This is a genomic window from Enterococcus termitis, from assembly GCF_001730305.1.
In the GTDB taxonomy this organism is placed as follows: Bacteria; Bacillota; Bacilli; order Lactobacillales; family Enterococcaceae; genus Enterococcus_L; species Enterococcus_L termitis.
In genome coordinates, this window is record NZ_MIJY01000043.1 from 78,924 (window position 1) to 95,831 (window position 16,908).

A 16,908-nucleotide genomic window follows, 5' to 3' on the forward strand; every position below is an offset into this window, starting at 1 on the left:
TTTTATTTGTAACTGATTGGGATGGGAGGAAGAAATAAAACGTATTTAGAAAGAAGGTAATTAGGTGATTTTAGAACAAAGAATAAATAATAATGTTGTTTTGGTCAATGATCACGGGCAGCGTAGTATTATAATGGGCAAAGGAATCGGCTTCCAATCGTATCCGGGAGATATCGTTGAACGGGCAAGAATCGAAAAGCAATTTTATGCACCGGAGAATATGTCAGTACCTCAGGTTGCGGCTACGTTAATGAAGGTTTCAACAGCTGAAATAGAAGTTGTTGATGACATTATTTCTATGGTTAAAAATAAATTTGAAGAGCTGGAGGAATCACTTTTTTTCTCCATGTTAGAGCATATTAATTTTGCTTTAAAACGATTAAGTAAAAATAGTGAGATGACAAGTCCACTAGAGTGGGAAGTAAAAAAGTTTTACCCAGTTGAATATGATCTAGGAAAAATGGCAGTTAAAAAGATCAATAAGAAATTGAACGTAAATTTACCAGAGTCAGAGGCATTTTTTTTGGCCTTGCATTTTGTGAATGGTCAATTAAATAGTATTAGCGGTGATGAGGTATTTGAATTATCTGAGCTGACCAATGAAATTATGAAGATTATTATCTATTTTTACAAAATTGACTTTGATGAAACCTCGATTTCATATAACCGATTAGTAACGCATATTAAATATTTTTTAATGAGATTGCTGAATAACGAAAAGATCAATCGGCTGAATCCAGATTTTATTGATCCAATCCTAAACAACTGTCCAAAGGAAGTGGAGTGTGTAGAGTTAATTGCTTCATTCCTGCAAAAAAAGAAGAATTGGGTTGTAACCAATACTGACAAGTTTTACTTAGTTTTAAACTTAAATAAAATAAAGTAATAGTAGGAATCGTTACATTAAGTTGGCATAACCTATGAGTAGTTAAGGGAACTGTTTTTCCTTTAATTAAGCATAGGTTTTTTGTCTTAAAAAAAGTGAGGGAAAAAAATGAAGAATCAAGAATTAGCAGGAGAAATCGTACGATTGATCGGCGGTGAACAGAATGTAGTTTCTTTGCGGCATTGTATGACACGATTACGGTTTACTGTAAAAGAAAGAGCGAAAATCAACAAAGAAGATCTTGAAAAGCTACCTATTTTTGGTGTTCAGATTCAAGGAAATGAATGTCAGGTGATTATTGGAAATGAAGTGGCTACGTTGTTCAAGGAAGTAGTCGCTCAGTACCCAGAATTTTCCAGTGAAACACAAGTGACTCAAGAAAAAGGGACTAGTAAAAAGGGGAATCTGGTTCATCGAGCATTAGAAAATTTATCTGCGATTTTGGTCGATGCGTTACCACCGCTTATCGGATGTGGTATTTTACAAGGGATTCGATTTATGTTGATGAGTTTCCATGTTTCTGAGACAAGTAATGTGATGGTGATGTTAACGATCATGGGCAGCTGTGCGCTTTATTTTTTCCCATTTATGTTAGCAGTAAGTACAGCTAAGAGGATTAAGACCAACCAATATATGGCTATGGGAATTGCGGCGTGTATGATGTATCCGACGATTTTGAATGGAGCTGCTGAAAAGCTGGAGCCGTTAAAACTGTTTGGCATTGTGGATCTTCCATTCATTGATTATAATTCAACAGTGATTCCAGTTATTTTAGCTGTGGTAGTATTAAAGTATGTCAACGAATTTTTTGAAAGATACACGCCGTCTGCGTTGAAAATTGTTTTGGTTCCAACGTTGACGTTTGTGGTGATGATGCCGGTCACTTTGGCGATCATTGCTCCTATTGCAACGTATGGAGGAAACTATTTAGCGATTGGTATTGATTGGTTGTTTAAAGCTGTTCCTTGGTTTGCGGGAGGTGTGATTGGTGCGACTAGACCATTATTAGTGTTGATTGGGATGCATCATGCGGTTCGTCCTCTTCAAGCGCAACAGATTGCAACTTTTGGCTATACAACGATCAATCCAATTAATTATGTAAGTACGTTCTGTCAAGCAACAGCAGCACTAACAATGATTTTTTTAGCGAAAGGAAAAACGAATAAACAGATTGCTGTTTCAGCTACTATTTCAGGCTTTATGGGTGTGACAGAACCAGCATTATATGGAATTATCTTTAAGTATCGAGGCGCTTTGATCGGGACCCTTGTCGGCGGTGGTATTGGTGGTATCATCACATCAGTCATGGGAGCAAAAGCCTTCGTGTTTGGCGTTCCCAATAATTTTGTTACTATGCCTGTTTTTATGGGAGGCGGAGTGTTAAGTTTGCTAGTCGGTCTAATCGCTGGCGTGCTGACGACAGCCTTCTTAACCTATATTTTAGGGAAAACTGTATATAAATTAGATGATGCCATTGAATTCACAGATGGGAAGCAAGAGAAAAGAGAAATAGAAGGAAAATACAAAACAGAAAAGCCGACGCAACAAGCTTTGAATATCCAGGCACCTGTTACTGGGGAAATGATTGAGCTGGAAAAGGTAAATGATGCAACATTTTCCAGTAAACTGTTAGGGGACGGGTTTGCGATACGCCCTACTAGTGGAAAAATTTATGCTCCGATCTCTGGAAAAATCGAAGCGCTATTTCACACCAATCATGCTATTGGGATCAGCACTGAATCAGGTGTGAGTCTACTGATCCACGTTGGAATAAATACTGTAAAATTAAATGGCAAACATTTTAAATCGTTCTGCCAACAAGGAGAGACCGTAAAACAAGGCGATTTGCTGTTAGAAGTGGATATTGACGCCATTTGCCAAGAAAAGTATGATCCAACCGTGATTGTGGTCATAACGGATCAAGGAGCGTATACGGAATTAGTAAAAGATGATCATAATAAAAGCAAGCCTGCATGGCAGTTGAGAGGATAAAAATGACATTTAAAAATATAAGTAATTTTAGAGATTTTGGCGGATATCAAACGAAGGAGGGGCAAACAGTTAAAACAGGTTGTCTCTTTCGAAGCGATGCATTATGCTATATTGATCATGAAGAAGCAGAAATTATTGCTGAAAAATATCATGTTAAAACGATTATTGATTTTAGAAGTGTCGTTGAAAGAGAGAGCGAACCAGATAAACTTGTAAAAGGAACTATGGTATTTGCCATTGCTCCAGAAGCGAAGCTGGCAGAGTTTGCCTCTGAAGCAACAGATCAAAAGGCACAAAAACGAAAAAGTTCAGTTGAATTGATTAAAGAAGGAAAAACCGATCAATTTTTAACCATTAGTGAGGATATGCAACGAATGATGCAATCTTTTGTAACCAATGAAAAAAATCGAGCGGCATTTCGACGGATGCTAGAGGTATATTTGAATCCAGAAAATTATGCTATTTTACAGCATTGTCGAGGAGGAAAAGACCGCACAGGATTTGGAGCAGCATTAATTTTAGGGATTTTAGGTGTTCCCAAAGAAGTTATCATGAAGGATTACTTATTAAGTAATGTATACAATGCGCAGGTCATTGAGAAAAAAATGACGATGTATCGATCAATTACTCAGGATAAAAAATTATTAGAGAACTTGCTCGATATGTTGGTAGTGAAAGAAAACTATTTAAATGCAGCATACGATGAGATAGATCATGAGTATGGTGGATTTGACCGTTTTGTTAGTGAAGGCGTGGGGTTTAACTTAGAACAGCAGGAAAAACTAAAAAGGATCTTGCTTGTTTAAAAGAAAGTAGATACATTTTACTGATGAAGCTAGACGAAACGTTACATGTAGCGCTGTTTAGTAGTGTAAAAAAATTTGCTGAAAAGCCTGCTGGCAGCATTAGGTGCAATAAACCAAACCGTTTTTACGTCTTTTTTTCATTGAGTTAAGTAAATAAGACGTGTAGATTAGTGGTTGATTTTTTCACTTTGGCTTATCTTGACAAGCAATAAAATAGCATGTACTATAGCTTATGAAAGCGCGACCGGAAATGAGTGATGTGATTTGCTTAGAATTAAGAAAATTTTTAACAATAATGTTGTACTAGTTATTGATTCTAAAGGATTAGAGCGCATCTTGATCGGAAGAGGCGTTGCTTTCGGGAAAAAAATTGGAGACATTGTTCAAAAAGATAAGATCGAAAAGATTTTTGTTGTAGATTCGCCCAATATCGCTGATCGATTTGTGCAGTTGATCGAAGAAGTACCGATCAATCGTTTGGAAATGGTGACCTTGATCGTCAAAAATGCTGAAATCGAGTTGAGCAAAAATTTTGATGAAAATACCTATATCGGTTTAGCAGATCATATCAATTATGCAGTAAATCGTTTTCGTAATGGGGAAACCATCAGTAATGCCTTGTTGCTAGAAATAAAAAAGTTTTATCCGAAAGAGTACGCTGCAGGTTTGCATGCGTTGGAAACTATTTCTTATTACGAGGGAATCGACCTGAATGAAGATGAAGCAGGGTTTATTGCTTTTCACTTTATCAACGGCAGCTTAGGCAATGATACAACACAAACGTTGCTGACTGCTGAGATGCTACAAAAAGTTGTTTTGATTGTTGAAGATTGTTTAGGGATCGAGATGGACGAAGAATCGTTGAATTATCTTCGGTTCATTACCCACTTGAAGTTTTTTATTCAACGTGTCATAATTAACGAGCCGAGAAAAGAAGCTGTGCCAGAGATGTTTGAACAAGTCGTACAGTTTTATCCAAAGGCAACAGAATGTGTAAGTGTTATAATAAACTATCTACAAGATAAATTACATTGTCAGATTTACCCGGAAGAGGAGATGTATTTAATACTCCATATCCAGCGGCTAATTAAATAAGCGGGATTGTAACTGATTAAGCAGGCAACACCCAAACAAGAGAGGATCGATTCTCTTGTTTGAGTGTTGTCTTTTTTATGCATAAAAAAGAAAGGAAGAGGAAAAGTGGGAAAATACCAAGCGCTTGTAGAATTCATTTTGAAAAATGTAGGAGGAAAGGACAATGTCTTAAGTGTGACACACTGTATGACAAGATTGCGATTTACGTTAAAAGATGACTCGTTAGTCCAAAAAGAGGAAATTGTAAAATCTCCCGATGTTATGAGTGCTCAATTTGCGAGCGGTCGTTTTCAAGTAGTGGTTGGCACCCAAGTTGCAGAAGTTTTTCAAGTCGTTCAAGAAAATTTAAATGGGCGTTCTACTGCAGTTGAAGTTGAAGAGAAAAAAGGGCTTGTTAGTACCTTGATCGATACCATCACAAAAGTTATCACACCAGTTTTAGGCATTTTAACAGCGTCTGGTTTATTGCAAGGAATCTTAGCGTTATTGACAGCAACGAAAGTTTTATCAGTCGATGATGGCGCATATATCATCTTACATGCGATGGGACAAGCGGTTTTTTATTTCTTGCCTGTGACTTTAGGGTATACGAGTGCAAAAGCCTTCAAAATGAATCCATTTGTCGGAATGATGCTAGGAGCTACCTTGCTTATTCCGGAATTATTGACGGGGTTAACTAGCGGAGATGTGCTGTATACATTATTTAAAGGGTCATTATTCCAAACGCCTGTATACAATACATTCTTTGGTATTCCGATTCTGTTTCCAGCAACAGGTTATCAGTATACAGTAATTCCTATAATTTTTATCGTATATGTAGGATCAAAGGTGGAAAAATGGTTAAAAAGCGTTGTACCTGGAGTGATTGCTCATAACGTAAATTCATTTCTAACTATTTTGATCACAGTTCCTGTAGCTATTTTAATCGTAGGACCAGTGACAAATGTGCTTAGCTCGTTGATTAGTGCCGGTGTATCAGGACTTTATACAATTTCACCGATCGTTACCTCAGTAGCGGTTGCGTTACTTTATCAACCACTAGTTATTTTTGGATTGCATTGGCCGATCTCAGCGATCGGGATCACTAATTTGGCTCAATCAGGCGTGGATTATATTTTCCCGATGTCATTTACTGCCAATTTTGCTCAAACTGCAATTGTCGTAGCTGTTTTCTTGCGGACACGTTCAAAAGATCAAAAAGCATTAGCCATTCCAGCGATTGTTTCTGGTCTGTTTTGTATCATTGAACCAGCAATTTATGGCTTTAGTTTGCCTGTGAAAAAGCGGTTTGCTTTTTCTATGATCGGCGGCGCGGTTGGTTCATTAATTTTAGCACTATTTTCTACTAAAATGTATGCAATGTCCTTTGGTGTTTTAGGGTTTGCGGCGTTTATCAATCCAGAAACCGGCAGTATGAACGGCTTGTTTATTGCCATTTTAGCAACAATTGCTACCTCTGTAGTAGCGTTTGTTCTGACCTATTTTACATTTAAACAGGATGAAGATGTTGTTGATCCAGAAGAAAAAGAGTTGGTAAAAACAGAAGTAGTTACTTCTCCAATGAAAGGCCAATTAAAACCGATCGAAAGCTCTTCAGACGCTACTTTTGCTTCAAAAGCACTTGGAAAAGGATTGGTGCTTCTACCTGAAAGTGGTGACGTTGTTTCACCTGTAAATGGTGTTGTTGAAACAGTCTTGCCAAGTGGGCATGCGATCGGGATCATTAGTGATACAGGGATAGAAGTATTGATCCATATCGGCATCGATACGGTTGAGCTGGAGGGGCAAGGCTTTACCCCACTTGTAGAAAAAGGACAATCAGTCGTTCAAGGTGAAAAGCTGTTGGAGGTTGATTTGGCTAAAGTCAAGGCAGCGGGATATTCCACTGAAACGATTGTAGTAGTAACGAATACAGATCATTTCTTAGATGTTATTTGTGAGCAGGAAGGAAACATTAAGGTTGGAGAGAAACTCTTAACAGTGGTTCCATTCAATAATGAGACAGAACTAGCAAATTTAGTGGAGGTAAATTAAATGCAGGAAAAAATTTGGGGAGTTTTAGCAGGTGGAGCGTTAGGAGATGCGTTGGGAATGCCGACAGAGTGTTGGTCACAAGAAAAAATTCGTGAACAATTTCCTGATGGCGTGACGACTTTAGTTGCTTCAAATGAAGGAGATGTCTTTGGTCGCAAGCTGGCTGCCGGAGCAATTACTGATGATACGATCAATGTCTTAATGATTCTATCTATGATCAAAAAAAATAACGGGCAAATTCGAGTGACAGATTTTGTTGCAGAGCTGCGTGAATGGAATGAAAATTCGCCAGTTTCTGCCTTTGTTTCAGGGCCATCTACGTTAAAAGCTTTAGAGAAAATTGCTCAAGGTGTACCTATCGAAGAAACAGGTGTGACAGGTACAACGAATGGTGCTTCAATGAAAATTGCTCCGATTGGTTTGATTAGTGATTATCGGAAGCTTTCTGAGCTGGTTAGAAATGTCGCAGAGATTTGCTTACCTACTCATAACACTAAAATTGCCATTGCAGGAGCTAGTGCAGTAGCGGCAGCAGTAAGTTATACGGTAAGAGGTGGACAATCGATCGACGAAATTTGGCAGTTGGCGTTTGAGACGATCGAAGCAGCGAAAGACTATGGACATGATTTTCCTTCTGCATCTTTAACGTTCAGAATGAAACAAGCAAGAAAAATCGTGCAGGAAGAAACAGATCAACAGGTCGCTTTACATCGTTTGTATGAAGAAATAGGTACAGGTATGGAAACGATCGAAACGATTCCAAGTGCTTTTGCAATTGTTGAGCTAGCCAAAGGAGACACACTGAAAGCAGTTCAGTTGAGCGCTTCAATTGGTTGGGATACCGATACGATCGGTGCAATCAGCGGTGCTATTTGCGGTGGTATGAATCCAGATCTGCCCAAAGAAATGATCAAACAAATTGAAACAGTAAATCAGCTGGATTTTATGCAATTAACTGCGGATATTTCACCATTTGTAAATTGAAATAGTTGATAAATCAACAGATGTAATTCCTCTTATAAGCGTTTGATTGGAAAAATTAACTTCTTACGAGCTTGTACCCACGAAAAAGTGGGTACTTTTTTTGTTTTTTACTTTCCAATATAATGACTGGTATCAGAGGAGGATGAAAAAATGAAAACTCAAAAGAAATGGTTGTTGCTATTCTTAGCAGGTTTTACTTTATTGCTCGTATCGGCTTGTACATCGAAAGAAGCTGGGAATAATGAAAATGAGAAGCAGTCAGTGAACACAGAAATGAAAGTGAGCAGCACTGGATTGACAGATGGTGTTTGGCAAGACAAATATGGTAAAAGAGGGCATCAATTTAATAAAAACGATATTCCCAACTATTCCATTCCATTCAAAATAGAGCACGCGCCTAAGGGAACTAAAACATATGCGGTCATCTTAGAAGACAAAGATGCCTATGCTGTAACGAATGGGATTTCTTGGATTCATTGGCTGGCAGCCAATATTACAAAAAATGAGTTGCTTGAAAATGAAAGTAAGTCAGCAACAGATTTTGTCCAAGGAGCAAACAGTTGGATGACTATAGAAGGTGGCAAGCAGAGTAGAGAGCTGTCTAGTTTTTATGGGGGAATGGCTCCGCCAGATAAACTGCACACGTATGAGCTGCACGTATTTGCCTTAGATACAGCGTTAGATTTGGAAAATGGCTTTACTTTGAACGATCTGTATTGGAAAATGGAATCACATATTTTAGATTCTTATATCCTCAAAGGAACCTATGCCAACTAAATGCTAAAGCACGATGAGTAGATAAAAAGGAAGGACGAGTAAGCGATGAAGCTGAGAGAAGAGTTCACATGTCCAGTTGAATTAACGCATGATATGATCAAGGGGAAATGGAAGACGATTATTTTATGGTTACTAAGGAAAGGACCGATTTCCTTGGCGAATCTTGAACGGAAAATTGAAGGAATAACTCAAAAAATGTTATTATCTCAACTGAAGGAATTGATTGAATTTGGCTTTGTAGAAAAAAAGGAATTTGCAGGTTATCCGTTAAGAGTAGAGTATTTTTTAAGCTATCCTAAAGGCCACAAAATAATCGCTGCGCTAGAAATCATGCAGGAGATTGGGATTGATTATATGAAAAAAAGTGGCAATGAAGCTATTCTAAAAGAAAAAGGAATCATTTGATAGAAACGTAGGATGAGAAACTAGTTTTAAAAAGTTTTAGAGGTTGAGACAAACTCAAATCTAGTATCCAGCAGAAAAAGAAAATAAGTAGGACAGAACTTTTCGAGTCATGCCCACTCATTTAGAATGTGGATAAAAGGTAGAATCAAAAGACGTTCTTTCGAAAATAAATGGAAATGATTGTGAAACATAGTGAAGTACAAGCAGATGCGATACAATCATTTCCATTTTATCAATCTTTAAGTGTCAAAGACACTAAGAATTGAAACACTTGGTTCTAGAAGTTAAACGCTTCTATCCCAGCCTCTTTGTTAACTATTCAGTAGTGAAGCAAACGGCAGAAGTCTGTTTGATCATTCTTTCGTAAAATCAGTTGAATGTTCGTCATAAAATGTAGCTAAGACTTGTCGAACTTCCGCTGTCGATTTTGTATTCATCAATTGAACACGAAGGTCGCTAGCACCTGGAAAGCCTTTAACGTAAATTTTAAAGAAACGATGTAGTCCTACGATAGAACGAGGGGCTAACGCAGTGTACTGATCTTGTAAATCAAGTTGTAGCTCTAATAATCCAAGTAGCTCTTGAACAGAATGTTCTTTGGGCTCTTTTTCGAATGCATAAGGATTTTTAAAAATGCCTCGGCCGATCATAATGCCATCTACACCATATTGTTCAGCAAGTGCTAAACCTGTTTGGCGATCTGGAATATCTCCGTTGATCGTAATAAGGGTTTGAGGCGCGATGCGGTCGCGTATTTCCATGATTTGAGGGATCAGATCCCAGTGAGCATCTACTTTACTCATTTCTTTTCGTGTTCGTAAATGTATAGAAAGATTGGCGATCTCTTGCTTTAATAGGTGAGTGATCCAGTCTTTCATTTCAGCTATTTCAGTATAACCGATTCGTGTTTTGACACTGACAGGCAAGCCGCCTTCTTTAGCAGCTTGAATCAATTCTGCCGCCACATCAGGTCTCAAGATAAGGCCACTACCTTTACCACGCTCTGCAACATTAGGCACAGGACAGCCCATGTTGATATCGATTCCCTTAAAGCCCATGTCGGCTAAACCAATACTCATCTCGCGAAAGAAGTTGGGGTTATCTCCCCAAATATGTGCGACCATCGGCTGTTCGTCTTCTGTAAAAACCAATCGACCTCGGACACTGTCTTTGCCATCTGGATGACAATAACTATCTGAATTCGTAAATTCAGTGAAAAAAACGTCAGGTGCGCCGGCTCTTTGTACAACATGACGAAAAACAACGTCAGTTACATCTTCCATCGGTGCTAAAATAAAAAATGGTTTCGGTAATTCAGTCCAAAAATTAGTTGTCATTATATATTCTCCACTCTATTGTGTATCATTCTCTTTCAGAAAAACAACCTCATTATACAGGGAATAGGCGAAAGAATCAAAAATCAACTCTATTCTCTCGTCTATGAAGAAATGCTTGATTAAACAAATATCACTGAAACGTGCTGCTAAGTTAGTCTCACTTGACAACAAAAACGTGTTAATTTATATTTAACATAGACGATCATCTATGTAAGGGGCGATTTAAAAATGAATGATGAAGAAATGTCATTGGTGCTTAAAGCGATGGCTGATCCCAAAAGATTGAAGATTATTAAGCTTCTTTCTGGCGGAACCATGTGTGCTTGTAATGTACTAGAGCATTTTGATTTTACACAGCCTACACTCTCTCATCATATGAAAGTATTGGAAAAAGCTGGCATCGTTTCCGTCAGTAAGCAAAGCCAGTGGCATTATTATGCGTTGAAGGATGTGTTTGTCCAACAATTTATGGATTCAATGTGCCAGCTGTTTTCTGATGACGAAACAGAGTGATGAACAAACTGATCGAATAAGAATGATATAGAAGAAGGAGTTTTATACTACATGACCTATGCACTGGAAATAAAAGACTTAAAAAAAGTATATGCAACGGGCGTTGAAGCGCTGCGCGGCATCGATTTGACGGTGGAAGAAGGAGATTTTTATGCATTATTAGGACCAAATGGTGCTGGAAAATCAACGACGATCGGTATTATCACATCTTTAGTCAATAAGACATCTGGAAAAGTAAAAGTCTTTGACTATGATCTTGATACCGATTTAGTTCGTGCAAAGCAACAAATTGGACTAGTGCCGCAAGAGTTCAACTTTAATCCGTTTGAAACAGTCCAGCAAATTGTTGTCAATCAAGCAGGATATTATGGAGTTTCGCGCAAAGAAGCATTGGAACGCAGTGAAAAATATCTAAAGCAGTCGAATTTATGGGAAAAGCGTAACGAGCGAGCACGAATGCTTTCTGGCGGAATGAAACGTCGCTTGATGATTGCACGTGCATTGATGCATGAACCTCGTTTGCTTATTTTAGATGAACCAACTGCCGGTGTGGATATTGAGCTGAGACGGGAAATGTGGGACTTTTTACGAGAGTTGAATGAAAGCGGGACAACCATTATTTTAACGACTCATTATTTGGAAGAGGCTGAAATGCTTTGCCGAAATATTGGAATCATTCAATCAGGAGAATTGATCGAAAACACAAGTATGAAATCTCTTTTGGCAAAACTGCAGTTTGAAACCTTTATCTTTGATTTAGCTCCTACCGATAAGGTGCCTGAAATCGTGGGCTATAAAAGTATTCTCGAAGATGAACAGACACTTGAAGTTGAAGTTGAACGCAATCAAGGGATCAATGGTATCTTTAAGCAGTTGACAGAGCAAGGGATCAAAGTTCTTTCTATGCGGAATAAATCGAATCGATTAGAAGAGCTATTTCTAAAAATCACAGAAGAAGAACATCAAGTGGAGGAAAAAAATGTCTAATCTTTATTTTACAGCTTTAAAAAGCTTAGCAGTCAAAGAAACAAATCGCTATTTACGTATATGGGTGCAAACATTGGTACCACCAGTGATTACAACGTCATTATATTTTATTATTTTTGGGAAAATGATCGGTGGACGGATCGGAGAGATGGGCGGTTTCTCTTATATGGAATTTATCGTACCTGGATTAATCATGATGTCAGCAATCACGAGCTCATATTCTAATGTTTCTTCTTCATTTTTCTCGCAAAAATTCCAAAAAAATATCGAGGAGCTGCTAGTTGCGCCAGTGCCGACTCACGTGATTATCTGGGGCTTTGTTTTTGGTGGACTTGGTAGAAGCGTACTAGTTGGAACACTTGTAACGATGATTTCGTTATTTTTTGTACCGCTTCATGTCTACTCATGGTTTATGGTCATTGTTACGCTTTTGATGACAGCCATTCTATTTTCTTTAGCGGGGTTACTAAATGGTATCTTTGCGCAATCTTTTGATGATGTATCGATCGTGCCGACATTCGTGTTACAGCCATTGACGTATCTTGGGGGAGTTTTCTATGCGATCTCAATGTTGCCGCCATTTTGGCAGGCTGTGTCAAAAATTAATCCGATCGTTTATATGATTTCTGGTTTCCGTTTTGGATTTCTTGGGACAGAGGATGTGCCGGTTGCGTTATCTTTGGCGATTTTGGTGCTCTTTATCGTGGTACTTTATGCCATTTGCTGGTATTTGATTGATAAAGGTCGCGGATTGAGAAGTTAATAGTCGTTATTTTAACGTTGTCTATACAGCTGTGAAAGGCTTCTTTCATAGATGTATGGACAACTTTTTTTTATTTTTAGATCAGCTGCTAAAAATCATTTACTCGTAGTTATTTGGTTGAGTAGTTGTTTAAAAAGTGTAGTCAAAATAGGGAATACTAATTTGAATAGTATGATGAAATGGTCATTGATTTTTTATTTAAAATAGTAGTGATAATGCTTGTATAGGATTAAATAAAATAATAGAGGAGATTTGTTTATGCAAGAAACAGTTGTTATTGATTTACTGCAACAAACACCAACGCATACATTGTCGCTAGACCAGCTGATCAGTACAATGTGTGGAAAATCAGAAATCGAAGTTACAAATAAGGATCGAATTGTCTTTGCATCAAAATTAAAATACATGAGTTCTATTCAAAAAAAATACGAAAATGATCTAGGTAAAACAACTACGATCATTCAATTAAAAAATACCGTAAAATTTTAGAAGGATCACGTTCGAATTTTATAAAAGAAATCAATGGAAGCAATAAGAAATAAGTTGCTGCTATTGATTTCTTTTGTCGTATTTCTATTGTGAATCGATTTACAGAAACGCACTACTTATGTTTTCTTGTAAGAGCAAAAACAGCACCCAGAACCAAACAAATCCCCATAAAAGCTGGCGCAGAGTGATTAGTCAGGACATATAATTGTCCACCGATGATTGGGCCTAGTATACGAGCAAGAGCTTGAATACTTTGAGCACTCCCTTGAATCCGTCCTTGTTCACTGGGACCAACAGATTTTGACAGCATACCATTGAAGGACGGACCGAAAATGGCATCTCCAAGTCCAAAGAAAATCATGCCTAAAAGAAAGAGCAGTGGGTACGTTGTCAGTGCAGACAAGGCAATCAAAAAATAACCAATGATTTCGCTGAGCATTCCCCAAGAAGCAATTTTTTTGTCCGTCATTATTTTTAACAGACGGGGCATAATAAAGGCTTGAGAGAAAATATCTAATATACCGATAATAGAAAACATGAAACCAATCAAGACAGGCTGCCAGGCAAAAGTGTCAATCGAAAATTGAGAAAAGATCGCTTGTAGGGAGCCATTCGGCAGCCAGATAAGAAATCCTGTGATCAATAACCATTTGATTGGCGCTAACGAGAACGCTGATGACAATTGGGCGAAGGGATGGAGTTGTTTCAGTGATAAATTAGCTGTTCGTTTGTCAGGCGTTAGACTTTCCGGCATAAAGAAGTAGCCGTACACTGCATTTATTAAGGTAATGATCGCTCCGGCATACATCGGAACACGATGTCCAAATGTTGCCAAAGCGCCGCCGATAATTGGACCTAAAGCTGTCCCAACACCTACAAGCGCACTGATCCAACCAAAATATTTAGTCCGCTCATTAGCTGGAGTAATATCAGCAAAGTAAGCAAAAATCGCCGAAATTTCACCGCCTGTTGCGCCTTCGATGATGCGTCCAAGAAACAGAACCCAAAGTGCGCCGCCCAGCCCAAAGATAAAATATCCTAGCGCAGAGCCAAGTAAACTGAGGATCAGCACAGGTCGTCGCCCATATCGGTCGCTTAAAGCACCTAAAATAGGAGCCGCTACGAAAATAGCCAGAGCATAGACGGACATTAGTAACGTTACCGCCGTTGCTTGGATTTTAGGATCAGGCGTGTAATCAGCTACTAGAAATGGGAGTATCGGACTAACGATCGTTAATCCTAACCCGGTTAAAAAGACGGTAGTAAAGCCAAAAATTAATGCATGTTTATTTATAGAATGATTCATAGAAGTTCTCCTTTTTCAATATAGTTTCTTTGGAAACAATATCAGTTTACATTCGAAATGTTTCCTTGTCAACAAAAAAGAAAAATTACCACTGTTCTAGTGATAATTTTTACTGATAGCTAATTTTAAGCGTATATCTAGAAAAACTGAGATTATCTTAAAAGCACTGCACATTAGGTTGAGGGAGCGATATTTGTTAGAGGAAGTATTGAGGAAATTGAGCGGGGTCATGCCACTGCATAAAATACCATTGTTTATTTTTTACAATAGATTGACTAAGAAAGCTACTTGTCTTTTTAGTGGGTACAAATCCTTCTTTTTGATAAAGTGTCATTGCTCGTTTATTTGCAGCAGAAACATATAGAGTCAAGCGTTTTTGCTGTTTTTGAGCAAACGATTGACAATAAGCTAGTAATTCATGACCGATTCCTCTACTTCTAAATGTTGAAGACACGACAATAAAATCGATATACAATTCTTCTTTTTTTGGCGAGTGAGAAAGTATGGTCAACAATAAGGCAACTTTTAAGTGTTCAAATAAAGAAAAATTACTTTGCCCTAAGCGCTTCAGATCATGATACGTGTCACCTTTTTCATTTAAAAAGAGACAGCCGCAAATTTCTTGGTCTGATTCTGCGATCAACAGTTGTTCTGGTTTGGTTTTACAAAGGTAATGTCCTAATACAGCTGCAACATCTTTGGCTTGATCTTTTGCGAATAATTTTGCTGTGAACTTGGGTTCAAATCCTTGGTAGATTAACTCGGATATTTTTTTAGTCAGTGATTCTAAAGGGTATTCAGTTGCTTTTTTTATTGTAATATTCATAGTTTTACCTCAACGGAATAGACTGTGACATCGTTGTATGCTAGGGCACAGGCAACATTTTCGTAAAGGAGTATTTTAGCTGATGGAGATAGTGTGTGTAAAAGTGAATCAGCCAAAAAATACTCCATCTCTTTAGTGAGTGCTTGTTCGTTCTCGACAATAAAACTTTTACATGCATAGATACCAGTCTCAAATAAGTAATCATGCTCTTCTTTTGTGCTTGTAAAACATGGGATGAAAGAGTTGTGATTTGGACGAACATAAGAAATTTTATCCAGTTGGGAGAACCCCAATCGAGTTGCTTTGAGTAAATCGATTTCCTGATCCGTGATGATTTCAACAGGCGCTTTTTTGAAAAAGCGTGTGTCTTTTTCTAGAAAGATGATTTCATTTAGTTTATAGGTTTGTTGTGCCTGAATGATGTCATGAACATTCTTTTTAATGACGGTTAACTCATCGATTTGTGTTTGCAGCTGTTGTTCAGCTGTTTTTAGTGAATCTAAAATTGCTGAACCAGCCAAAAGCTGTTTAATTGTCTCAATGGAATAACCAATATTCCTGAACATAATGATTTGATAGAGTTTATAAATATCTGTTTCATCAAAAAGATAGTAGCCATTTTGCTGATTTTGACTCGGTGTCAGTAGTTTTTTGTCAATGTAGTGCCTGATTTTATATTTAGATATAGCGAATATTTCTGCAAGTTCCCCAGTTGTAAGTTTTTTCATAGGTAGCCTCCTTAATGGGTTCTCTTTATTATATAGCGTGTGGTTACTACACGGTCAATAGGGAAGTTCAACGGATTTTGAGAAAAAAAGACACAGTGAGGGACCACTGTGTCTGTGTGACTCTATTTAGTGAGTGGAAGACTATTCAACAACGGTCCATTCATTAATCGTTTTTCCGTCTTTGTCTGTTAGTTCCAACCAGCTGTTGGTTCCGCCGAAGTATAGAAACAAACCAACTTCATTGACGCTTTTTAAAATAATATCATCCGTTGTCACATAATTTTTCACTTTGTCCATATGATCTTCTCGGATTCTTTGTCCCATTTTAGCGGAGAAACCAAGCGAGCCATCTTTATTGAGGGGTGGGGCAGTCATCATTGTGGCACCAGCTTTGATCAGCATTTCATTGCGTTTTTGCCAAAAGACAGTTGCTCTACTTTCACGAGTATTTAAAGTAAATTCGATTTGACTGACTTCCTTCGTCCATTTATGCCGGGCTTTGGCTGGTTTTGCTTTTGTTTTTGTAGGTTCTTCTGTTTGCTTTAAATGATAGCCAAAAGTTTCAAGGATCATGACGATCTCTTCTTTAAATGCAGTGATTGTTTTTTGAGCACTTGTAGGGACTGTTTGTTCTGTTTGCTTGCTTGGGATAAGGTCAAGTCCGCTGTTTTTAGCCTCTTCAATGAGTAGCTGTTCTAAATACCCCAGCTCAATATCCCATGGTGTGGTAATCGTCATTATTTTAGTAAAGGCTGCGGGATCGATTGTATCAGGAATCTCAGAACGACCGATTGAAACTATTTTGTGACCGTTCAGTAAGAGATAAAGCTCTGTGGTTTCGATTTTCAGATGTTTCTTTGTTGCAGGTAAAATAGTAATGACGCTTTGCGTGCTATTTAGTTTAATTGTCGTTTTCTTTTCCGTGATCTGCACTTCTAAATGGATGTCCATAGGTTGCTCCTTTTGCTTATTTTATAGTT

Annotated in this window: 17 protein-coding genes; 12 read left to right on the top strand and 5 right to left on the bottom strand. The window is 37.9% G+C overall.

All coding sequences use genetic code 11. From position 1 onward, the window contains the following. The first annotated feature begins 64 nt into the window (after window positions 1-64). From BCR25_RS14505 to BCR25_RS14540, 8 genes are all read left to right on the top strand, one after another. Window positions 65-886, top strand: coding sequence for a PRD domain-containing protein (locus BCR25_RS14505; protein ID WP_069664310.1), 822 nt, complete (start codon window positions 65-67; stop codon window positions 884-886). A gap of 108 nt (window positions 887-994) precedes the next feature. After that, window positions 995-2,878, top strand: a complete 1,884-nt coding sequence (locus BCR25_RS14510; RefSeq protein ID WP_069664311.1) for a glucose PTS transporter subunit IIA — start codon at window positions 995-997, stop codon at window positions 2,876-2,878. Between the two features lie 2 nt (window positions 2,879-2,880). Beyond that, window positions 2,881-3,684, top strand: a complete 804-nt coding sequence (locus BCR25_RS14515) for a tyrosine-protein phosphatase (RefSeq protein WP_069664312.1) — start codon at window positions 2,881-2,883, stop codon at window positions 3,682-3,684. A 264-nt stretch (window positions 3,685-3,948) separates the two neighbouring features. Further along, window positions 3,949-4,779: a BglG family transcription antiterminator LicT gene (licT, locus tag BCR25_RS14520; RefSeq protein ID WP_069664313.1), complete on the top strand. Its 831-nt coding sequence runs from the start codon at window positions 3,949-3,951 to the stop codon at window positions 4,777-4,779. 105 nt (window positions 4,780-4,884) lie between these two features. Continuing rightward, window positions 4,885-6,813, top strand: coding sequence for a beta-glucoside-specific PTS transporter subunit IIABC (locus BCR25_RS14525; protein WP_069664314.1), 1,929 nt, complete (start codon window positions 4,885-4,887; stop codon window positions 6,811-6,813). Further along, window positions 6,814-7,797, top strand: coding sequence for an ADP-ribosylglycohydrolase family protein (locus BCR25_RS14530; RefSeq protein WP_069664315.1), 984 nt, complete (start codon window positions 6,814-6,816; stop codon window positions 7,795-7,797). Window positions 7,798-7,947: 150 nt separating this feature from the next. Then, window positions 7,948-8,574, top strand: a complete 627-nt coding sequence (locus tag BCR25_RS14535) for a YbhB/YbcL family Raf kinase inhibitor-like protein (protein WP_211272515.1) — start codon at window positions 7,948-7,950, stop codon at window positions 8,572-8,574. Between the two features lie 45 nt (window positions 8,575-8,619). Continuing rightward, window positions 8,620-8,979: a winged helix-turn-helix transcriptional regulator gene (locus tag BCR25_RS14540; RefSeq protein WP_069664316.1), complete on the top strand. Its 360-nt coding sequence runs from the start codon at window positions 8,620-8,622 to the stop codon at window positions 8,977-8,979. 353 nt (window positions 8,980-9,332) lie between these two features. Here the strand turns inward: BCR25_RS14540 and BCR25_RS14545 are convergent, their stop codons facing one another. After that, entirely contained in the window at window positions 9,333-10,316 is a 984-nt protein-coding gene (locus BCR25_RS14545; protein WP_069664317.1) for a tRNA dihydrouridine synthase, read from the bottom strand. A 228-nt stretch (window positions 10,317-10,544) separates the two neighbouring features. Between BCR25_RS14545 and BCR25_RS14550 the strand changes: the two genes are divergently transcribed. The 4 genes from BCR25_RS14550 (at window position 10,545) to BCR25_RS14565 (ending at window position 13,068) form a co-directional block, all read left to right on the top strand. Next, on the top strand, window positions 10,545-10,829 hold the full coding sequence (locus BCR25_RS14550) for an ArsR/SmtB family transcription factor (protein WP_069664318.1): 285 nt from the start codon (window positions 10,545-10,547) through the stop codon (window positions 10,827-10,829). A gap of 51 nt (window positions 10,830-10,880) precedes the next feature. Beyond that, on the top strand, window positions 10,881-11,816 hold the full coding sequence (locus tag BCR25_RS14555) for an ABC transporter ATP-binding protein (protein WP_069664319.1): 936 nt from the start codon (window positions 10,881-10,883) through the stop codon (window positions 11,814-11,816). After that, window positions 11,809-12,579 carry an ABC transporter permease gene (locus BCR25_RS14560; RefSeq protein ID WP_069664320.1) on the top strand — a complete coding sequence of 257 codons (771 nt, stop codon included), beginning with the start codon at window positions 11,809-11,811 and terminating at the stop codon, window positions 12,577-12,579. The genes BCR25_RS14555 and BCR25_RS14560 overlap by 8 nt, the downstream gene beginning before the upstream one ends. A 258-nt stretch (window positions 12,580-12,837) precedes the next feature. After that, window positions 12,838-13,068, top strand: coding sequence for a hypothetical protein (locus tag BCR25_RS14565; RefSeq protein ID WP_069664321.1), 231 nt, complete (start codon window positions 12,838-12,840; stop codon window positions 13,066-13,068). Between the two features lie 112 nt (window positions 13,069-13,180). Here the strand turns inward: BCR25_RS14565 and BCR25_RS14570 are convergent, their stop codons facing one another. The 4 genes from BCR25_RS14570 to BCR25_RS14585 all read right to left on the bottom strand — a co-directional run bounded on the left by BCR25_RS14570 (window position 13,181) and on the right by BCR25_RS14585 (window position 16,879). Beyond that, window positions 13,181-14,374 (bottom strand): MFS transporter, encoded by a 1,194-nt coding sequence (locus tag BCR25_RS14570; RefSeq protein ID WP_069664322.1) that lies wholly within the window; start codon window positions 14,372-14,374, stop codon window positions 13,181-13,183. Between the two features lie 196 nt (window positions 14,375-14,570). After that, on the bottom strand, window positions 14,571-15,200 hold the full coding sequence (locus BCR25_RS14575; protein ID WP_069664323.1) for a GNAT family N-acetyltransferase: 630 nt from the start codon (window positions 15,198-15,200) through the stop codon (window positions 14,571-14,573). Then, window positions 15,197-15,928 carry a MerR family transcriptional regulator gene (locus BCR25_RS14580; RefSeq protein WP_069664324.1) on the bottom strand — a complete coding sequence of 244 codons (732 nt, stop codon included), beginning with the start codon at window positions 15,926-15,928 and terminating at the stop codon, window positions 15,197-15,199. Before BCR25_RS14580 ends, BCR25_RS14575 begins: the two co-directional genes overlap by 4 nt. A 141-nt stretch (window positions 15,929-16,069) precedes the next feature. Continuing rightward, the gene (locus BCR25_RS14585) at window positions 16,070-16,879 is read right to left on the bottom strand and encodes a hypothetical protein (RefSeq protein ID WP_069664325.1); all 810 of its coding nucleotides are present in this window, start codon (window positions 16,877-16,879) and stop codon (window positions 16,070-16,072) included. Between the last annotated feature and the right edge of the window lie 29 nt (window positions 16,880-16,908).

Coding starts and splice junctions, on each gene's coding strand:
- BCR25_RS14560 (WP_069664320.1), top strand. CDS start 11,809: ATGTCTAATCTTTATTTTACAGCTTTAAAAAGCTTAGCAGTCAAAGAA.
- BCR25_RS14555 (WP_069664319.1), top strand. CDS start 10,881: ATGACCTATGCACTGGAAATAAAAGACTTAAAAAAAGTATATGCAACG.
- BCR25_RS14550 (WP_069664318.1), top strand. CDS start 10,545: ATGAATGATGAAGAAATGTCATTGGTGCTTAAAGCGATGGCTGATCCC.
- BCR25_RS14540 (WP_069664316.1), top strand. CDS start 8,620: ATGAAGCTGAGAGAAGAGTTCACATGTCCAGTTGAATTAACGCATGAT.
- BCR25_RS14515 (WP_069664312.1), top strand. CDS start 2,881: ATGACATTTAAAAATATAAGTAATTTTAGAGATTTTGGCGGATATCAA.
- BCR25_RS14565 (WP_069664321.1), top strand. CDS start 12,838: ATGCAAGAAACAGTTGTTATTGATTTACTGCAACAAACACCAACGCAT.
- BCR25_RS14580 (WP_069664324.1), bottom strand. CDS start 15,928: ATGAAAAAACTTACAACTGGGGAACTTGCAGAAATATTCGCTATATCT.
- BCR25_RS14570 (WP_069664322.1), bottom strand. CDS start 14,374: ATGAATCATTCTATAAATAAACATGCATTAATTTTTGGCTTTACTACC.
- BCR25_RS14510 (WP_069664311.1), top strand. CDS start 995: ATGAAGAATCAAGAATTAGCAGGAGAAATCGTACGATTGATCGGCGGT.
- BCR25_RS14545 (WP_069664317.1), bottom strand. CDS start 10,316: ATGACAACTAATTTTTGGACTGAATTACCGAAACCATTTTTTATTTTA.
- BCR25_RS14535 (WP_211272515.1), top strand. CDS start 7,948: ATGAAAACTCAAAAGAAATGGTTGTTGCTATTCTTAGCAGGTTTTACT.
- BCR25_RS14530 (WP_069664315.1), top strand. CDS start 6,814: ATGCAGGAAAAAATTTGGGGAGTTTTAGCAGGTGGAGCGTTAGGAGAT.
- BCR25_RS14585 (WP_069664325.1), bottom strand. CDS start 16,879: ATGGACATCCATTTAGAAGTGCAGATCACGGAAAAGAAAACGACAATT.
- BCR25_RS14575 (WP_069664323.1), bottom strand. CDS start 15,200: ATGAATATTACAATAAAAAAAGCAACTGAATACCCTTTAGAATCACTG.